Source organism: Peribacillus sp. TH16, assembly GCF_016651095.1.
Taxonomy (GTDB): domain Bacteria; phylum Bacillota; class Bacilli; order Bacillales; family DSM-1321; genus Peribacillus; species Peribacillus butanolivorans.
Genome location: NZ_JAEKEM010000009.1, coordinates 1,289,869 through 1,305,684 on the forward strand (window position 1 = coordinate 1,289,869; position 15,816 = coordinate 1,305,684).

Genomic DNA, 15,816 nt, shown 5'->3' on the forward strand with positions numbered 1-15,816 from the left:
AAAAAATCCTCTCCTCAATTTGAAGAAAGGATATCATATTTAATAAGAATATAATAGGTCACCTATTTTCCCATTTGTCATTTTCTCTGAAAAATAGGCATGGAGGATTTCCGTTTCATCCAACGAACCACTCTCTTTGCCGTTTTTCATAATGATAACGGGGTGCTTACAGCCGCGTTGAAACATTTCCAGCACCTTATAAATCGGTTCTTGGGAATCCACCATAATCGGCTTTAGTTTCGCCAAATCGTTTGTATGACCATAATGACGCTGTAAAAGAAAGCGGATAAAAGCGTAATACCGCTGCCGCCATTCCATGACAAGTGACAGACTAATAAACAAGATGATCAGCCAGATATTCAAGTTAAGTGGTTCAAGAATGAGCCAAGTTAAAAAAGCCAGGAGTGCGAATGCGGCAGAAAAATAGAGCGTATATTTCTGTGCTTCAAGAAAGGTGCAGTAAAGAGATACACCAATGAATAAAAGCCTCCCTCCGTCCAATGGCCAAATTGGCAGCAAATTAAAAACCAACAACATAAGATTCATATATAAGAAAGGCTGATAAAGCTCATAGGAAATAAAGGAAAGGGAATAGAGCAAAAAAGCCGCTCCGATGAGCCAAACATGTTGAAGCGGACCGGCAAGCACGACGGCCAAATCCTCCTTCAAACTTTTATTTCCATACTCCTCAGTCTCGACCGCCCCTCCAAAAGGAAGCAGATGGATTGACTTAATTCGCCATTTAAAGTGCTGAGCACAGGTTGCATGCCCCATCTCATGAATAAAAACGATGAGTAACAACATCATCACTTCAACGAAATGGGCCGTAAGGATGGCGATTCCAATGACGAACCACAGTGTCGGATGTACTCTGATTTTAAATAGCAATTTTCCATACTCACTCAAAGGTTATCACCTTTTTAGGATCGATGAAGGCGTCATTTTCTTTTATGGCTAAATAAAACCTGCCCTTGGAACCGTCTTCACTTACTGTAACCTGTCCGACTTCGTTCCCTTTATTAACAAACTCATAAAGTTTCACATCAATCTTTTCTAGTTGCCCATACCAGGATTCACTCTTGTTAGCATGCTGAATAACAACCGTCTTTCCAATCCCCTCCTTTTCACCGGCAAAAATGACCACCCCCTCATTGATCGATTCAACCTTAGACCCTTTGCTTGTTTCCAATATGATTCCCTCGCCGTTTGTCTCAAAGGTTTGGGTAATCTTCCCAGAAGCAGGCATCGCATAGCCTTCACCTGAATCGACTGTTTCTTTCCCAGATTTAGTCGGTAAAAAAGCGATAGGCTTACCAAACGCACTTTCATACCAATTGGAAATCGAAGCAAACTGAAATTCCTGCTTCATGTTTTCCGTGACAAAACTCCTTGCAGAATCCAGCCGCGTTGAAGGATGCTTAAACATCACCGCAATAATAAGAAATAGACATACACTGGCCAAGATTTTAAAAAAGAAATATTCTTTCTTAAAGAGCGGATGATCTTTCTCGGAATACCCGTTAAATGAATCAAACCCATACGGTTCCTCATTATTGATCTCCGTCCAACTACCATTTCCTGCTGGTTTATCATTAAACTTCCGTCTCTTGGCAATACGATTGCGGATATCTTTCCTGCGATCATCCATTCCAAATCCACCCCCTGCTCATGTCAAAGCGCTATATTACAACGTATGAGCAACTTGTCCAGACTATGACGGAGAAAAGATTTTCTTTCTAAACACCTCTGAATTTTTCTTTCTAAAAAAATTTTGGAACAACAATTTAATTGAAAACTATGAGTTTTGATGTATTTTATGCATTGATTTAGAAAATGAAATCATGGAGAAAAAAATCCAATTGATATTGTTCTTCTTAATTTGTTATAATGAAGTTGTTTTAACATTATTGAGGGGGAACATTTTTTTATGTCAATCGAAATAGGCAGCAAAGTACAAGGTAAAGTAACAGGTATCACTAATTTTGGAGCATTCGTAGAATTACCAGGAGGCTCAACAGGTCTTGTGCATATCAGTGAGGTAGCGGATAGCTATGTAAAAGACGTTAATGACCATCTTAAAGTAGGCGACCAAATTGAAGTAAAAGTGATTAGTGAGAAAGACGGAAAAACTGCCTTGTCCATCAAAAAGGCTATAGATAAACCCGAAGGGCAAACCTCTTCTTATACCAAACGCCCACCACGCCAAGGGGATAGCCGTTCTAAAGACTTTCGTTCAAAAGGTAATTTCCAACCAAAGGAAAATTTCGAAGATAAAATGGTTCGCTTTTTAAAGACTAGTGAAGAAAATTTATCTACTCTTAAACGTAGCACCGAATCAAAACGTGGCGGTAGAGGCGGAAGACGCGGATAACCTGTCGCATTTATTAATACTTAATCAACACATAAAAAAGGCAAGCCAAGATAGATGGCTTGCCTTTTTTATATAATCTAACTCTCCATCCTTAAGCTTGCGATAGGATAAAAGAAAAAAAGCGAGGGCATTGAATGCACTCACTTCATAATTTTTGATTCAAATTTACCGCACGCTAAAGAATTTTTTCAATTTTGACATAAAACCTTTTGGTTCGACGCCAATCGGAGTCAAGGGCACAGATTCACCAAGAATCCTTCGGGCAATGTTCCTATAGGCAAGCGAGACTCTATTGTCCGGATTATAGGCAATGGGTTCCTTTTTATTAGCTGCTACAATGACCTGATCATCATCAGGAATGACGCCGATCAAATCAATTTTAAGAAAATCGGTTACTCCATCGATATCCATTTCCTCATCTTCATGAAGTAAATGGCCGCGTATCCGGTTGATAATCAATTGAGGCGGTTCAATCTGCTCTTCTTTTTCGAGCAGACCAATAATACGGTCCGCATCCCTGACAGCCGGTCTTTCGGCAGTCGTCACGATAATTGCTTTGTCAGCACCAGCTATGGCATTCCTAAAGCCCTGCTCAATACCTGCCGGACAGTCAATGAGGATATAATCATAGTCCGGTTTCATATCACTAATGAGTTTCCTCATCTGCTCTTCGTTTACCGCTGATTTATCACTATTTTGTGGAGCCGGAAGCAAATAAAGCAGATCCTCGAAATGCTTATCTTTAATAAGCGCTTGATGTATTTTGCAGCGCCCTTCGACCACATCGACCAAATCGTAGATGATTCGATTTTCCAATCCCATAATCACATCTAAGTTCCGAAGACCAATATCCGTATCAATCAAACAAACCTTTTTACCTAGAAGAGCTAACGATGTTCCTAAGTTGGCGGAGGTGGTTGTTTTTCCGACACCACCTTTACCAGATGTAATAACTATTGCCTCTCCCACGATTAGAGACCCCCTTCTAATCTATTTAAATTAGGTCTATATTTCTTTAAAACTTGCAGCTTTTCTATTATTATATTTTCTTCTTCGTCCATGAAGGCACATTCTAAGTCATGCCCCCATTTCGTATATTGGTCAGGAGATAAATTCACTTGTCCAGCAATACGCAACTGAGCGGGTTTCATAACAGAGGCTGCAATAATAGCCTCATTATTCCCCTTATATCCGGCATGCGCTATCCCTTTTAACTGTCCCATAATATATATGTTACCACCCGCACGAACCGTTCCGTCCGGATTAACATCTCCAATTAGCAGTAGATCGCCGGGAACTTCAAACACCTGTCCCGATCTTATCACCTTGGTCACAGTTGTCACTTGGTTTTCATCTTTCCAGCGTTTCGCTTCATCCTTTGTCAGGACATTCGAAAGCATCTCGTCAACGAAAAGTTTCTTCTTTTTATGGATAACCTCTTTAATCTTTTCCACTTGTTCATCATCTAGATAGCGGTTCCCTGTATGTACTTTTACGGAAATAGACGGGTCATTTTCTTGAAACTGATAGTTTGCAGAAAGCTTCGCTTCTAACTCTTTCAATAATTCGGAAAATGAGCAAGAATCATCGAGATGAAGCATAAACCCGTCTTTTGTTCCCTTAATCATAACATTTTGCTGAATTCTTTTATTCATGACGTTTGTTTCACCTCAATGAAATATAATTCGACATAGGAAAACAAATTTCCTTTTTCTACTTACATGGAAAAGTGAAAATACATTTTTAACCTACTATTAGAACACAGAAACGTTATTCTAATTCTCCTTGCAAATCAAGCTTTTCGATAATTCTCTTTAATGGATAGCAACTAATAATAATAAATACGAGGTTCAATAATAATGTCGGGACGAATCTCCGGTCCATATATTCCGCAAATCCCATATCTGCAAAAGATAGGATGATATTCATTTGAAAAATAACGACCTCTAAAACTGCCGTAAACAAGAGAGCTACAAGGCAGGAAATAAGTATATTATTTTGCAAGATTTTCATGCATTTTGAAATCAAATACGCAAGAAAAGGGATAAGGAACATGTAAACCCCTAAAATTTCTGTATATACGGCATCATATGTTAACCCAAGAATTGCTCCATAAAGCATCCCTATTTTTCTAGATCCGAACATAGTCAGGAAAAAAACAAAAATCATAATAAACCGAGGAACTAGGATTTTATCAGCGCCAAATACATCACTTGCAAATAACTGAGCGAAGATGCTTTCAAAAACAAAAAAAAGCAAGGCTATAAAAGAAAGGATGAAATGTTTCACTTAACTTCATCCTCCCCATCCATCTCATCTTCTACGCCGCCAACTTCACGTTTGACGACCATTACATTATTAATATCATAAAAATCCGTCGATGGTTCAATATAAGCGGTTTGGTTCAATCCATATTGATCCACTTTAACATCGACCACTTTTCCGATTGGCAGACCTTTCGGGAAGATCCCTCCATAACCAGAAGTAATGACCAATGAATTTTTCTTGATTTTTTTATCATAAGGAATCCGTTTCATTAATAAAAGATTCTTTTCATCATCGAACCCTTCAATCAAACCAAATGCTTTATCTTTGCCTTGAATGATTGCAGAGACGCGGTTAGCTTTGTCGATTGAGCTTAAAAGTTGAACAGAAGCAGTGAAATCAGTGGCTACTTTTACCTTACCAACTAAACCAGTGGATGTAATGACAGCCATATTTTTTTCTACTCCATTACGCTTTCCTTTATTAATCGTAAGCATTTCATGCCAGCGTTCAGGATTACGCCCTATAACCGTCGCCTGAATTGGCGAATACTTCCGCAGATCGTCTTCCTTACCGAGGTTATCACGAAGTTCTTCATTTTCCTCTTTTAAATCTTGAACCTGGGTTTTCAATAAAACATATTCATCCAAACGGGCTTTCAACTTTTTGTTTTCATCGTATGTATGTTGAAGTTCTTTTAAGTCCCCTACAAACCCCGTTATACCCGATACAGGCTTATTAAACACATTTCCGACCCAGCCTGTTGTATCCTTTAAGAATTTCTCGGGCCAAGTTAACTCTTCTCTCTCTCTTAATGAAAAACCGATCAATGCCACGAGAACGATAATGCTAACGAGCAAGAGAAGGAGTTTTTTATTAAAAAACTGTGGCATGATGATTGCACCTCTATTTTCAATTTACTCAATTGTAATGATTAAACACATTAATAACAGCTAGCCATCAAATGTTTTTAGACGGCTTAAAGAAAAAGCAAAGCCGGCCCAAAATTGCAACCTTTTGTTGAGCCGGCCCTATTTGAGAAGTAATGCTTGTAATGCTTATCTTGAATCTCTTGATTTAGTCTTGAACAAATGAATGTGGTCCAACGCTTTACCAGTTCCGATTGCAACACAATCAAGCGGATTTTCAGCAATGATTACTGGCATTTGCGTTTCTTCACTGATGACTTTATCCAAATTGCGCAGCAAAGCACCTCCGCCTGTTAGTACAATACCTCTGTCCATAATGTCAGCTGCAAGTTCAGGTGGTGTTTTTTCTAAAGTGTTTTTCACTGAATCTACAATCGCAGAAACTGTATCACTTAATGCTTTAGAGATTTCCTCAGCTGTAATTTCGATCGTTTTTGGTAATCCAGTCAAAAGGTCACGGCCGCGAATTTCCATATTTTCAATACCTTCCGTGTCACCTGCAGAACCAATTTCCATCTTAATCGCTTCAGAAGTACGTTCACCGATCATTAGATTGTAGTTCTTACGAATGTAAACGATAATGGCATCATCCATCTCGTCACCAGCAATGCGAATTGATTGGCTTGTTACAATTCCACCAAGGGAAATAATCGCTACTTCCGTTGTTCCCCCGCCAATATCAACGACCATGCTGCCTGTAGGTTCCCAAACAGGAAGATCAGCTCCGATAGCTGCTGCAAACGGTTCTTCAATTGGATAGGCATCACGAGCTCCAGCTTGTCTAGCTGCATCGATAACTGCACGCTGTTCAACTGCTGTAATTCCAGAAGGCACACAAATCATGACATACGGTTTGTTACCGAATACGCCCTTTTTTTGAGCTTCTTTCATATAATACTTCATCATTGTAGCCGTTGTTTCATAATCGGCAATAACTCCGTCCTTCATCGGGCGAAGGGCAACCACGTTTCCAGGTGTACGACCGATCATGTTTTTCGCATCATTTCCGACTGCGACAATCTGTTTTGTATCTGTTTGCACAGCAACAACAGATGGTTCACGTACGGCAATTCCTTTTCCTTTTACATAAACAAGCGTATTAGCTGTTCCTAAATCAATTCCTATATCTCTAGCGCCAATTCCAAACATTATGGTATCTCCCTTTCGTAAACAAAAATGCCTTTTTATAAGTTCAAATAATAATTTGTCGTTTTTTGACAATAAGAGTTTTGAAAAAGTTTCCTCTTTTAAAAATCATAAACAATATTATATCGTATCATCAAAAATTTTGATAGTGTCATAAATAACCTTTTTCCTTCAAACTAACATATTTGTGCTCCCCAATAATGATATGATCCAATACTTCAATCCCAATTATTTTACCACATTCGACTAATCTTTTCGTTACTTCAATATCTTCTCTGCTGGGAGACGGGTCTCCGGAGGGGTGGTTATGAAGACAGATGATAGAGGCAGCAGACCTTCTGAAAGCTTCTTTGAAGACCTCACGCGGATGCACAATCGAAGCATTGAGACTGCCGATGAAGACTGTCGTTTTATGAAGAACTTGATTTTTCGTATTTAAATAGAGACAGACGAAATGTTCTTGTGTCAAAAAACGCATTTCTTCCATGCAATAATTGGCACCATCTTCAGGAGAGCGGATCACATAGCGGTCTGGATCATTTAATTTTTGAATTCTCCTGCCAAGTTCGACCGAGGCTAAAATTTGAATCGCTTTCGCTTCACCAATCCCTTTAATCCCGGTCATTTCTTCGACAGAGGCTTCTTTTAACAGACGCAGACCCTCGAAAGATTTGATGAGACGACTAGAAAGCTGAAGAACAGATTCTTCCTTTGTTCCAGTCCTCAACAGCAGAGCAAGCAATTCTTGATTGGAGAGGCTTTGCGGCCCGTCTTGCAGGAATCTTTCGCGAGGCATCTCTTCTTTCGGGTAACCCCGCATTTGCATTTTTTCACTCAAAGCATCCACCCTTCCTTATAAAAGGGAGAGTGCCAGAGGAGAAATCTATTACGTCATGTCTGATTGCATCACCTTAAGTTCGCGAGCTAGTCTTGAAACCGGAAGTCCGACAACAGTGAAATAGTCCCCATTAATTTGTTTGACAAGAAGTGAACCGTATCCTTGAATACCATAGCCGCCTGCCTTGTCAAAAGGTTCGCCGCTGTCCAGATAACGTTCGATTTCAGCTTCTGACAGCTCCCAAAAAGTCACTTCCGTTTTTTCTGCAAATACTTTGCTGTGCTTACCGAATATAATAGCGACGCCTGTGTACACTTCATGTGTTCTTCCTGATAACATCTCGAGCATTCTTTTTCCATCGGCACGGTTGATTGGCTTGCCCAATATCTCACCATCAAGGACAACAACTGTATCTGAGCCGATTACCCAGCTTTCCTGATGATCAGCCGCAATGGCTGCCGCTTTCCTAGAAGCTAATTCTTGTACCGCCTCTTCCGCACGCATGTTTTCATCAATACTTTCATCGACATTGGAATTCATACTTTCGAAGGGTATTTGAAGGAATTGTAGAAGTTCTTTACGACGCGGTGATGATGAAGCTAAAATCAATGGTTGCATAATAAAAAGTCACCTTTCTTTACATAGGGAGATACATTTCTATCCTATCAAATTATGGTGAAATCCACAATTATTGTTTACTAGGAATCGACAATGGCCGTATCTTATTTCCCGGAAAATAAAAAAAGTTGTCATAAAGGGGAGCTTGTCCTGTTAAATAACTCCCCTAGATCATCAACTCTCACCCTGCTATTTTTTGGTAATTCAATAAAAAGTCAAGTAGACTTCCTTGAGCCTGTAAAAGATATTCTTCCTTTTTTGATGTTTCATATTCGGTTATCAACTTTGCCGCAGCTGATAGATTATTATTCATTTGGGAAAGTTCTGATGATAAGTTCTCCCCCTTTAGCTTTTCCATATTTTTTTTCAGAGTTTCCTCGTTTACTGTTGTTTCCTTACCCCGAAGCTTGGTTGCGGATGTTTCTGCTAATGAAGAATATACAGCCTTCATAGTGTCGAGTGTTTCCTCATCTTTTTGGCTTTTACTCGCCGCTTCAAAATTGATTTCCTTCCAATAAACGTCTACATCATATGACTTTAAAAACAATGCCAGCTCCTTACTTGCAGTTAGGCTCTCCGCTGATCCTAAAAATAAATAATAGCTGTCTTCTAATTTGAAAATTTCAGCAGGAACCTGCTTTTCAATGATTTTTTTTTGAATTTGTTTCGCCGCATCCTCGCTGCTGAATACACCGCCTTGTACAAGGAATGTTTTCAACTGAGCTCCTTGTTCCATAGTTTCTGGTTTTGTATCCTCAGCAGGAGATGCCGTTTTGATAGAGGTCTCAACTGAAGTATCAGCTGCCTTTTCCTTAGTAATGGTTTTAACGGCAATTAAGCCAAGAATCGACCCGAAAAACACCGCGCAAATGACTGCAATCAAGAATGGTTTTATTGGTCTTTTGTCCGGACTATTTAACGTGCCAGTACCAAAACCGATAAGCTTCGGCATTTTCTTCTTTTTCGGGGCAGGGACCAATACAACCTTGTTCTCGATTGAATCATCCGGTAGAATCCATTCAAAACTATCATCAGTTTGTTCCTGCTCCTCACCCGCTGCCTCTTGATCTACATTCTTATTTTTATCGGCAAATACTTTTTCTTCCCCATTTATTTTTATCTTAATACCTTTGCTTTTTTCGGACTTGTCCACTTTTTTTCCTCCTCTCCTGATCATTTTTTCCATCCTATCATAGAGGCAAAAAAAAATAACAAGACTTTTGTCGTCTTGTCATTAATAGGTTTCGTCAAATTTCTCTATTCATATTTCCCTAAACTAAGGACATTCTTCAAAATGTATAGGTTCCGTTATTTCTGATCCTTTGCCGTCGCATAATTTGCATTTCTCACCTTAAATAAATTCCTAGTAAACTATTTCAGTTAAAATAGTAACCATGTCCTTTAAGATCAAAAACGCAAGATGTCCAGAAAGTTTTTGACAAATTTCATCAAAACAAGGATCGTCCCTTTATGAAATAGATTCCCCTAATTATTATCATCTTAAAAAGTGCACATACCACTGTAGAATGGACTCGCCCCAAAAATAAGCAGTCAATGTCCCAAAAACGATATACGGTCCAAAAGGAATCAGTGTTTTCTTTTTAATCACGCCTGTTAGCATACCGATGATGCCAAAAAATGCCCCATAAAAGCTCGCAAACAGAAACGATAACAGCACCAACTTCAATCCGAGTGCAAAGCCAATCACTGCAAACAGCTTGATATCACCGCCACCCATACCGCCCTTGCTCACCACAGCGATTAATAGAAGCAAACTAAAGCCAACTGTGGCCCCTACAATTGAATCCCACCAAGGAGATAGTGGAAAGAGAACGCGTAGAAATAAAAAAATCACTGCAAAGAAAAGTAGTACCTTATCAGGAATGAGCATATAGGCCACGTCAGAAACAAAGATGATCATTAACAAAGAAATCAATGCCCAGGCAATCCAGAGTTCGTCCACCCTACCAAGGAATAAAGGAGCTGAAACAAACAAAACACCTGTTAGCATTTCTACAACCGGATAAAGGGGGGAAATCCTGGCCTCACAGCCACGGCATTTACCGCCTTGCATCACATAAGAAACAACTGGTAGTAACTCGAACGACGTCAAGGTTCGTCCACAAGATTGACAAGCAGAGCGCCGATTGGTAAATGAATTTCCTATAGGAACACTTAAGCCGACAACGTTATAGAATGAGCCTAAAATTAGACCTAGGGCGAAGAGAAAGAGATAGAAAGGCATCATTTATTTTACTTGCACTCGGAATCTATTTACTTCGATTGAATCCTTAGCATCAATTGTAAAAGTGCCTATACCTTTTACAGAACATTCTACTTTGTCATAATCACCAGGGTTCTTCATAATTATTCATTCCTCTCGTTCTTTAATTTGCCATCTCTACTTCTGCCTTCAGTAGATCTCCCTCCTAGTAACTAGTGTATTTCTCTTTAGATTGCCGAACTATTCTTTAGTCCTATAGAATCAATACTTAAACATATTTTAACAAAAATACAGGATAATAGGGAATTAATATATAGGTTTTTATTAAAAGTAGTTTTCTTCTTTTAAGGCTCTGTTAAACGATTATGCTGATAGTTACCAAAAATAAAAAGGACCTTGAACAGGTCCTTTCAGTTTGTAGACAAAAGGGGTTCGGAATGTTTTAATTCCGGACCCCTTTTGAAATTCCCTTTGAATTTTGCTCAAGATTAAGAGATTGGGCCTCTACGAGCCCACTTTATTAAGCCATTCTTGGACCTTGCCATGTCCAATTGGCTATCTTCTATAAATTCATGGCAGCGAAAGTAAGCATCGCCTGCATCGACAATTTTTTAAGTCCCCTTAAAGTAGTCCAACGCATACCATGCTTTTCTTTTGCATCTGCGAATACACGCTCTATTGTTTCTTTACGTTTCGCATATATAGGTTTTACATCCTTGTGATGACGCAGATGATCTGCTTCTTCCATATAATTTTGCCAGATATGGCGTGTCACCACTTTTTGATGGTCTTTGCTTACTGTACACTGTGATAAAAATGAGCATGTCGCACAAGTGTTTGGGTGATTTGTACTCGCGATAGCCCTCTTTATTTGTTGTTGAGTACTTTAAAATCTCGCCCGATGGGCAGAGATAACAATCAAAATGTTCATCGTAAACATAGTCATGCTTGCGAAAGAACCCTTCTTTTGTTCGTGGACGTGTATAGGGTAAAGCTGGTGTGATTTCTTTCCCAAAAAGGTCTTGTAATGGCTGGTGTTTTGTAAGCTGCATCTGCGGCAACAGCTTCAGGTTTTCCAACTTTCTCAATCACTTGTTCAACAAGAGGCTCTAAGATATGACTATCATGCGTATTTCCCGGTGTTACAATCGTCCCCAGCACAAAACCGTTGCGGTCCGCAGCCGCATGAAATGAATAGGCAAACTGTTTTGTTCGTTCATCTTTTACATAGTAGCCACTCTCAGGGTCAGTTGTACTTTCTTTAATTTCTTTGGTTTCTTCTTTATCAAATTTATCCGGTGGAAAAGGCTTCTTTCCATTGTTTTCACGATCTTGATTTATTTCTTCTTGAAGGCGTCCTTGATATGCTCGTGTTTCCTTACGAACGATTTTCTTTTCGAATTTTCGCTTATTCGCACTGGCTTTCACATGTGTTGAATCAACGAATACGTGCTCTGCACTTATTAACTTTCTTTCTGAAGCTGTCATTAAGATACGATAAAAAATCCGTTCAAACAGGTCTGTATCTTTAAAGCGACGCTCATAATTTTTCCCGAACGTTGAGAAGTGAGGTACTTTATCATGGAAACCGTAACCTAAAAACCAACGGTAAGCCATATTCGTTTCAACTTCTTCAATCGTTTTACGCATCGAACGAATACCGAAGATATATTGAATGAATGTCAATTTAACTAAAATAACTGGATCAATACTTGGGCGCCCTATCTCTGAATACATATCTTTCACCAAGTCATAAATGAAAGTGAAGTCAATGGCCCCCTCAATTTTACGAACCAAATGGTTCGCTGGCACCAGTTGATCCAAAGTAATCATTTCAAGTTGATCTCGCTGAATAGAATTATGTTTCGAAAGCATCGTCATCACCTCAAGTTTTAATACTTCTATATTAAAACAAAAAGGACTGTAGGCAAAAGTGGTTATATCTAATTTTTAAAACAAAGTTGATTGGAACGGAAGGTGCGAGACTCCTGCGGGAAATGCGTGTCCAAGGGAGACCCCACAGGCGCAAAGGCGCCGAGGAGGCTCCCTGACCGCCCGCGGAAAGCGAGTAACTGGAGTGGAAATCAACATCGAATTTTTACAACCCCTCAAAAAAACTGTAGACAAACTTGATTTTCATCGAGTTTGTCTACAGTCTGAAAGGACCTTGAACAGGTCCTTTTTGTGAAAATAACTCATTTTGTCATGAAACCTGATATTGATTATAGATCTATCAAAATTCAGATATAAATTCCCTAACAAGTGAAAGGAAATAAAGGGAACCTGTAATGACAAGAATCTCTTTTTCCCCTGCTTTCTGTCTCCCTTTCCTTATCGCCGACTGCCAATCCTTATCTATGCTTTTATTTTCATGACTGCATTGTTTATAAAGTTTTTCCGCATTAGCCGCTCGTTCATGGTTGAATTCGGTAATGATGATTTCAATCGCTTCCTTTTCCAGCATATGCAGCATCTGTGAATAATCTTTATCCCGAAATGAACTGAAGATAAATCGGTAAGTGTACTCTGGATAATGTGTCTTAAGTGTTTCTATCAGTACTTCGATGCCAGCAGGGTTATGCGCCCCATCAATGATTACCAACGGCTCGTCAGATATTTTTTCAAAACGGCCATTCCATTTCGCCTCCCCTATTCCCTTTCGAATGCTTTTTTCATCTATGCCTTCTATAACTAACATGACAGCAGCGACGGCCAGTGCTGCATTATCTATTTGATGACGACCTAACATCTGAAGGTCAATATTCCGGATAGACCTATTATCAAGTGAGATTGAGAAGCTTTGCCCATGTTTACTTTGCTTCACATCATTCACATAAAAGTCCCTTCCTAATTGATAATAGGGTACGTCTGCTGAAGCTGCTTTTTCTTCGATTACTTTTGCTGGCTCCTCGGCCGTGACTCCACTGATAATCGGTGCACCACTTTTAATGATGCCAGCTTTCTCTGATGCAATTTCCGCAAGGGTGTTTCCTAGAATATTCGTATGTTCCAAAGAAATTGAGGTAATGATCGAAAGAAGTGGCTGGATGACATTCGTTGTATCGAGCCTGCCTCCAAGTCCCGTTTCCATTAGAACTAGATCAACTTCTTTTTTGCTAAAATAAGAGAATGCCATCGCTGTTAGGATTTCAAATTGAGTGGGTCCGTTCCCCGCACTATCCATCTCTTGTACAATTGGCCAGAGTTCCTGGAAGGCAGCGACAAAGTCATTGTCACTGATTTCATCTGTATTTATCTTCAGTTGTTCATTCATGCGTATTAAATACGGCGATGTGAAGGAAGCGACCCGAATTCCTTCTGCTAGCAGGATTTCTTTTATATAATGCAAGGTAGATCCTTTCCCGTTTGAACCTGCAATATGAATATACTTTAGACCTTCTTGGGGATTACCTAATTTAGTTAATAATGTTTCCATTCGTGATAGGCCAAAATTCATACCTAATTGAACCTGTCGTTGTTCGAAAAAATGATTGATTTCTTTCATGGTCTTTCCCATTTATCAATAAGCCTCCTCTTTCTTTACACCGCTCTTATGCGTTAAAATTATTTTATCAATATATTAACGATTTACCTAGATGAAAGGTAGTGATTTACCGTGAAACCTTCTGCACTCCACTGTTGGATTGTCGTGAACGGCTATTTACAACATGATAAGTTTTCTAGTTTAGCTTTATTTATTAAAGAAGCAGCTGAAAGAAAAGAGATTTCGGCAACCCTTGTCCGTAATTCCGAACTTATTCCTGTAATTGAAAAAGGATTGCCTATGCTAAAAGGAAATTTTGAAAAGTTGCCTGATTTTGTCCTGTTCATGGATAAAGACATTCATTTGGCTCGCCATTTGGAATTGCTCGACATTCCCGTATATAACAGCAGCACAGCGATTGATATTTGCGATAGCAAAGCAAAAACGCATCAAGCGTTAGCAGGGCATGGCATTCCAATGCCGAAAACCTTATTTCCTCCGTTTACGTATGAAGGAATTGAAAGAATAAATGTGGATGCTTTTAAAGATATCGGCCTTGAACTTGGATACCCGCTTATCGTAAAGGAAGCATACGGCTCATTTGGTGAACAAGTGTATTTAATTCAATCAGAGGCTGAATTTTTGAAGACAGTCCATAAGCTTGGACACAAACCATTTATTATTCAAGAATTCATCGAGCACAGTAAGGGCCGTGATATTCGCGTGAATGTCGTCGGAGATCAAGTCATAGCTGCAATGCACCGCAAATCCGAGCATGACTTCCGAGCTAACATGACAGTTGGAGGCCATGCATTACCATACAGCCCCACCAAGAAAGAAGCGGATCTGGCCATCCGATGTGCTTCGATTCTCGGTGCAGACTTTGCTGGCGTCGATTTATTGTTCGGTGAAGATGGCCCACTTCTATGCGAAGTGAATTCGAACTCGCATTTACTAAATATTTACGACTGTACTGGCATCAACATCGCTGATAGCATGTTTGATTATGTGTTGGACAAATTAGAAAAAGGAAGTATATCAGATGAACAAACAAACAGGTTGGTTGATCTATAACCGTGATGATGCCGAAAAAAACAGAGGATACATAGACTGGATGCTCGACGAAGCTAAAGGGCTAGACCTTGATTTACATTTTCATTTCCGAGAAGACATCAAAATTGGTCATCGTTTCAATGAATTGTTCGTGGAACATAAGCAACATCCTATTGAATTGCCAGACTTTGCGATTGTTCGGACCATCGATCCTTTTCTCACAAAACAGTTGGAGCAAGTGGGTATTGCCTGCTTTAACTCCTCTTTCGTATCCGAAATGGCGAATGACAAAGCAAAAACGCATCAATATTTGACCTCAATTGGAATTCCGATGGCCGATACCGTGTATTGCCAAGGAAAGCCGAGTGCTGATGATATGGACTTCCCGTTCATCGCTAAAGAAGCCCATGGGCGCGGCGGGAAACAAGTATATTTGATTGAACACGCACATGATTTAGCCGAATTGTCGGAAGGAAATTGGATTGTCCAAAAGCCCTGCGTATTCGGCAAGGATATCCGCGTTTTTGTGATTGGTAAAAAAGTGGTGGCCGCTGTACTTCGAGAGTCCTCCTCCAGCTTCAAGGCAAATTATACGTTAGGTGGATCAGCTTCATTATATGAGCTGTCTGTACCTGAAAAAGCGCTTGTTGAAAGAGTAATCGCAGCTTTTGAGTTTGGCATGGTCGGAATCGATTTTATTTTTGCCGAAGATGACAGCCTAATGCTCAATGAAATCGAGGATGTAGTGGGTAGCAGGACACTTAGTGCACTAAGTGACATTAATATTGTAAGAGAGTATCTTATTTTTATTAAAGATAGAATTTCCTCTCAACCGGACATTTAATCACGACTGATTGAAGATTAATATTTATTAAACACAAAAAAGGA

Annotated in this window: 15 protein-coding genes and 1 pseudogene; 3 read left to right on the forward strand and 13 right to left on the reverse strand. The window is 39.5% G+C overall.

The window, feature by feature from the left end:
- Positions 1-39: 39 nt before the first annotated feature.
- Together JFV29_RS20280 and JFV29_RS20285 are read right to left on the reverse strand one after the other, a co-directional pair.
- Positions 40-906 carry a M50 family metallopeptidase gene (locus tag JFV29_RS20280; RefSeq protein WP_201186036.1) on the reverse strand — a complete coding sequence of 289 codons (867 nt, stop codon included), beginning with the start codon at positions 904-906 and terminating at the stop codon, positions 40-42.
- Positions 899-1,648, reverse strand: coding sequence for a M23 family metallopeptidase (locus JFV29_RS20285; RefSeq protein WP_201186038.1), 750 nt, complete (start codon positions 1,646-1,648; stop codon positions 899-901). Before JFV29_RS20285 ends, JFV29_RS20280 begins: the two co-directional genes overlap by 8 nt.
- Positions 1,649-1,927: 279 nt before the next feature.
- Here JFV29_RS20285 and JFV29_RS20290 point away from each other — a divergent pair, with 279 nt between their 5' ends.
- Positions 1,928-2,371 (forward strand): S1 domain-containing RNA-binding protein, encoded by a 444-nt coding sequence (locus tag JFV29_RS20290; RefSeq protein ID WP_053347157.1) that lies wholly within the window; start codon positions 1,928-1,930, stop codon positions 2,369-2,371.
- A 165-nt stretch (positions 2,372-2,536) separates the two neighbouring features.
- Here JFV29_RS20290 and minD read toward each other — a convergent pair whose 3' ends face one another.
- The 11 genes and pseudogenes from minD to JFV29_RS20345 form a co-directional block, all read right to left on the reverse strand.
- Complete coding sequence (minD, locus tag JFV29_RS20295) at positions 2,537-3,340, reverse strand: septum site-determining protein MinD (RefSeq protein ID WP_053347158.1); 804 nt, start codon at positions 3,338-3,340, stop codon at positions 2,537-2,539.
- Positions 3,341-3,342: 2 nt separating this feature from the next.
- Positions 3,343-4,026, reverse strand: a complete 684-nt coding sequence (gene minC, locus JFV29_RS20300; protein ID WP_053347159.1) for a septum site-determining protein MinC — start codon at positions 4,024-4,026, stop codon at positions 3,343-3,345.
- A 115-nt stretch (positions 4,027-4,141) separates the two neighbouring features.
- A complete protein-coding gene (gene mreD, locus JFV29_RS20305) occupies positions 4,142-4,660 on the reverse strand; it encodes a rod shape-determining protein MreD (protein WP_057218889.1) in 519 nt (172 codons plus the stop codon).
- Positions 4,657-5,529, reverse strand: a complete 873-nt coding sequence (gene mreC / locus JFV29_RS20310; protein WP_053347161.1) for a rod shape-determining protein MreC — start codon at positions 5,527-5,529, stop codon at positions 4,657-4,659. The genes mreD and mreC overlap by 4 nt, the downstream gene beginning before the upstream one ends.
- A 165-nt stretch (positions 5,530-5,694) precedes the next feature.
- Positions 5,695-6,714: a rod shape-determining protein gene (locus tag JFV29_RS20315; protein ID WP_053347162.1), complete on the reverse strand. Its 1,020-nt coding sequence runs from the start codon at positions 6,712-6,714 to the stop codon at positions 5,695-5,697.
- Positions 6,715-6,862: 148 nt separating this feature from the next.
- Positions 6,863-7,537 carry a RadC family protein gene (gene radC, locus JFV29_RS20320; protein ID WP_201187977.1) on the reverse strand — a complete coding sequence of 225 codons (675 nt, stop codon included), beginning with the start codon at positions 7,535-7,537 and terminating at the stop codon, positions 6,863-6,865.
- A 60-nt stretch (positions 7,538-7,597) separates the two neighbouring features.
- The gene (locus tag JFV29_RS20325; protein WP_201186040.1) at positions 7,598-8,167 is read right to left on the reverse strand and encodes a Maf family protein; all 570 of its coding nucleotides are present in this window, start codon (positions 8,165-8,167) and stop codon (positions 7,598-7,600) included.
- A 181-nt stretch (positions 8,168-8,348) separates the two neighbouring features.
- The gene (locus JFV29_RS20330) at positions 8,349-9,320 is read right to left on the reverse strand and encodes a hypothetical protein (protein WP_201186042.1); all 972 of its coding nucleotides are present in this window, start codon (positions 9,318-9,320) and stop codon (positions 8,349-8,351) included.
- 342 nt (positions 9,321-9,662) lie between these two features.
- The gene (locus JFV29_RS20335) at positions 9,663-10,415 is read right to left on the reverse strand and encodes a prepilin peptidase (protein WP_446728259.1); all 753 of its coding nucleotides are present in this window, start codon (positions 10,413-10,415) and stop codon (positions 9,663-9,665) included.
- Between the two features lie 538 nt (positions 10,416-10,953).
- A pseudogene (locus JFV29_RS20340) lies at positions 10,954-12,266 on the reverse strand (IS1182 family transposase).
- Positions 12,267-12,624: 358 nt separating this feature from the next.
- Positions 12,625-13,908 carry a bifunctional folylpolyglutamate synthase/dihydrofolate synthase gene (locus JFV29_RS20345; protein ID WP_201186046.1) on the reverse strand — a complete coding sequence of 428 codons (1,284 nt, stop codon included), beginning with the start codon at positions 13,906-13,908 and terminating at the stop codon, positions 12,625-12,627.
- A 99-nt stretch (positions 13,909-14,007) separates the two neighbouring features.
- Between JFV29_RS20345 and JFV29_RS20350 the strand changes: the two genes are divergently transcribed.
- A complete protein-coding gene (locus tag JFV29_RS20350; protein ID WP_201186048.1) occupies positions 14,008-14,949 on the forward strand; it encodes an ATP-grasp domain-containing protein in 942 nt (313 codons plus the stop codon).
- Complete coding sequence (locus JFV29_RS20355; protein ID WP_201186050.1) at positions 14,918-15,772, forward strand: ATP-grasp domain-containing protein; 855 nt, start codon at positions 14,918-14,920, stop codon at positions 15,770-15,772. The genes JFV29_RS20350 and JFV29_RS20355 overlap by 32 nt, the downstream gene beginning before the upstream one ends.
- Positions 15,773-15,816: the final 44 nt, after the last annotated feature.

What these genes read in the sequence shown, in the direction of transcription:
- JFV29_RS20285 (WP_201186038.1), bottom strand. Translation starts at nt 1,648, where the DNA reads ATGGATGATCGCAGGAAAGATATCCGCAATCGTATTGCCAAGAGACGG.
- JFV29_RS20290 (WP_053347157.1), top strand. Translation starts at nt 1,928, where the DNA reads ATGTCAATCGAAATAGGCAGCAAAGTACAAGGTAAAGTAACAGGTATC.
- minC (WP_053347159.1), bottom strand. Translation starts at nt 4,026, where the DNA reads ATGAATAAAAGAATTCAGCAAAATGTTATGATTAAGGGAACAAAAGAC.
- mreC (WP_053347161.1), bottom strand. Translation starts at nt 5,529, where the DNA reads ATGCCACAGTTTTTTAATAAAAAACTCCTTCTCTTGCTCGTTAGCATT.
- JFV29_RS20315 (WP_053347162.1), bottom strand. Translation starts at nt 6,714, where the DNA reads ATGTTTGGAATTGGCGCTAGAGATATAGGAATTGATTTAGGAACAGCT.
- radC (WP_201187977.1), bottom strand. Translation starts at nt 7,537, where the DNA reads ATGCAAATGCGGGGTTACCCGAAAGAAGAGATGCCTCGCGAAAGATTC.
- JFV29_RS20325 (WP_201186040.1), bottom strand. Translation starts at nt 8,167, where the DNA reads ATGCAACCATTGATTTTAGCTTCATCATCACCGCGTCGTAAAGAACTT.
- JFV29_RS20335 (WP_446728259.1), bottom strand. Translation starts at nt 10,415, where the DNA reads ATGATGCCTTTCTATCTCTTTCTCTTCGCCCTAGGTCTAATTTTAGGC.
- JFV29_RS20345 (WP_201186046.1), bottom strand. Translation starts at nt 13,908, where the DNA reads ATGGGAAAGACCATGAAAGAAATCAATCATTTTTTCGAACAACGACAG.
- JFV29_RS20355 (WP_201186050.1), top strand. Translation starts at nt 14,918, where the DNA reads ATGAACAAACAAACAGGTTGGTTGATCTATAACCGTGATGATGCCGAA.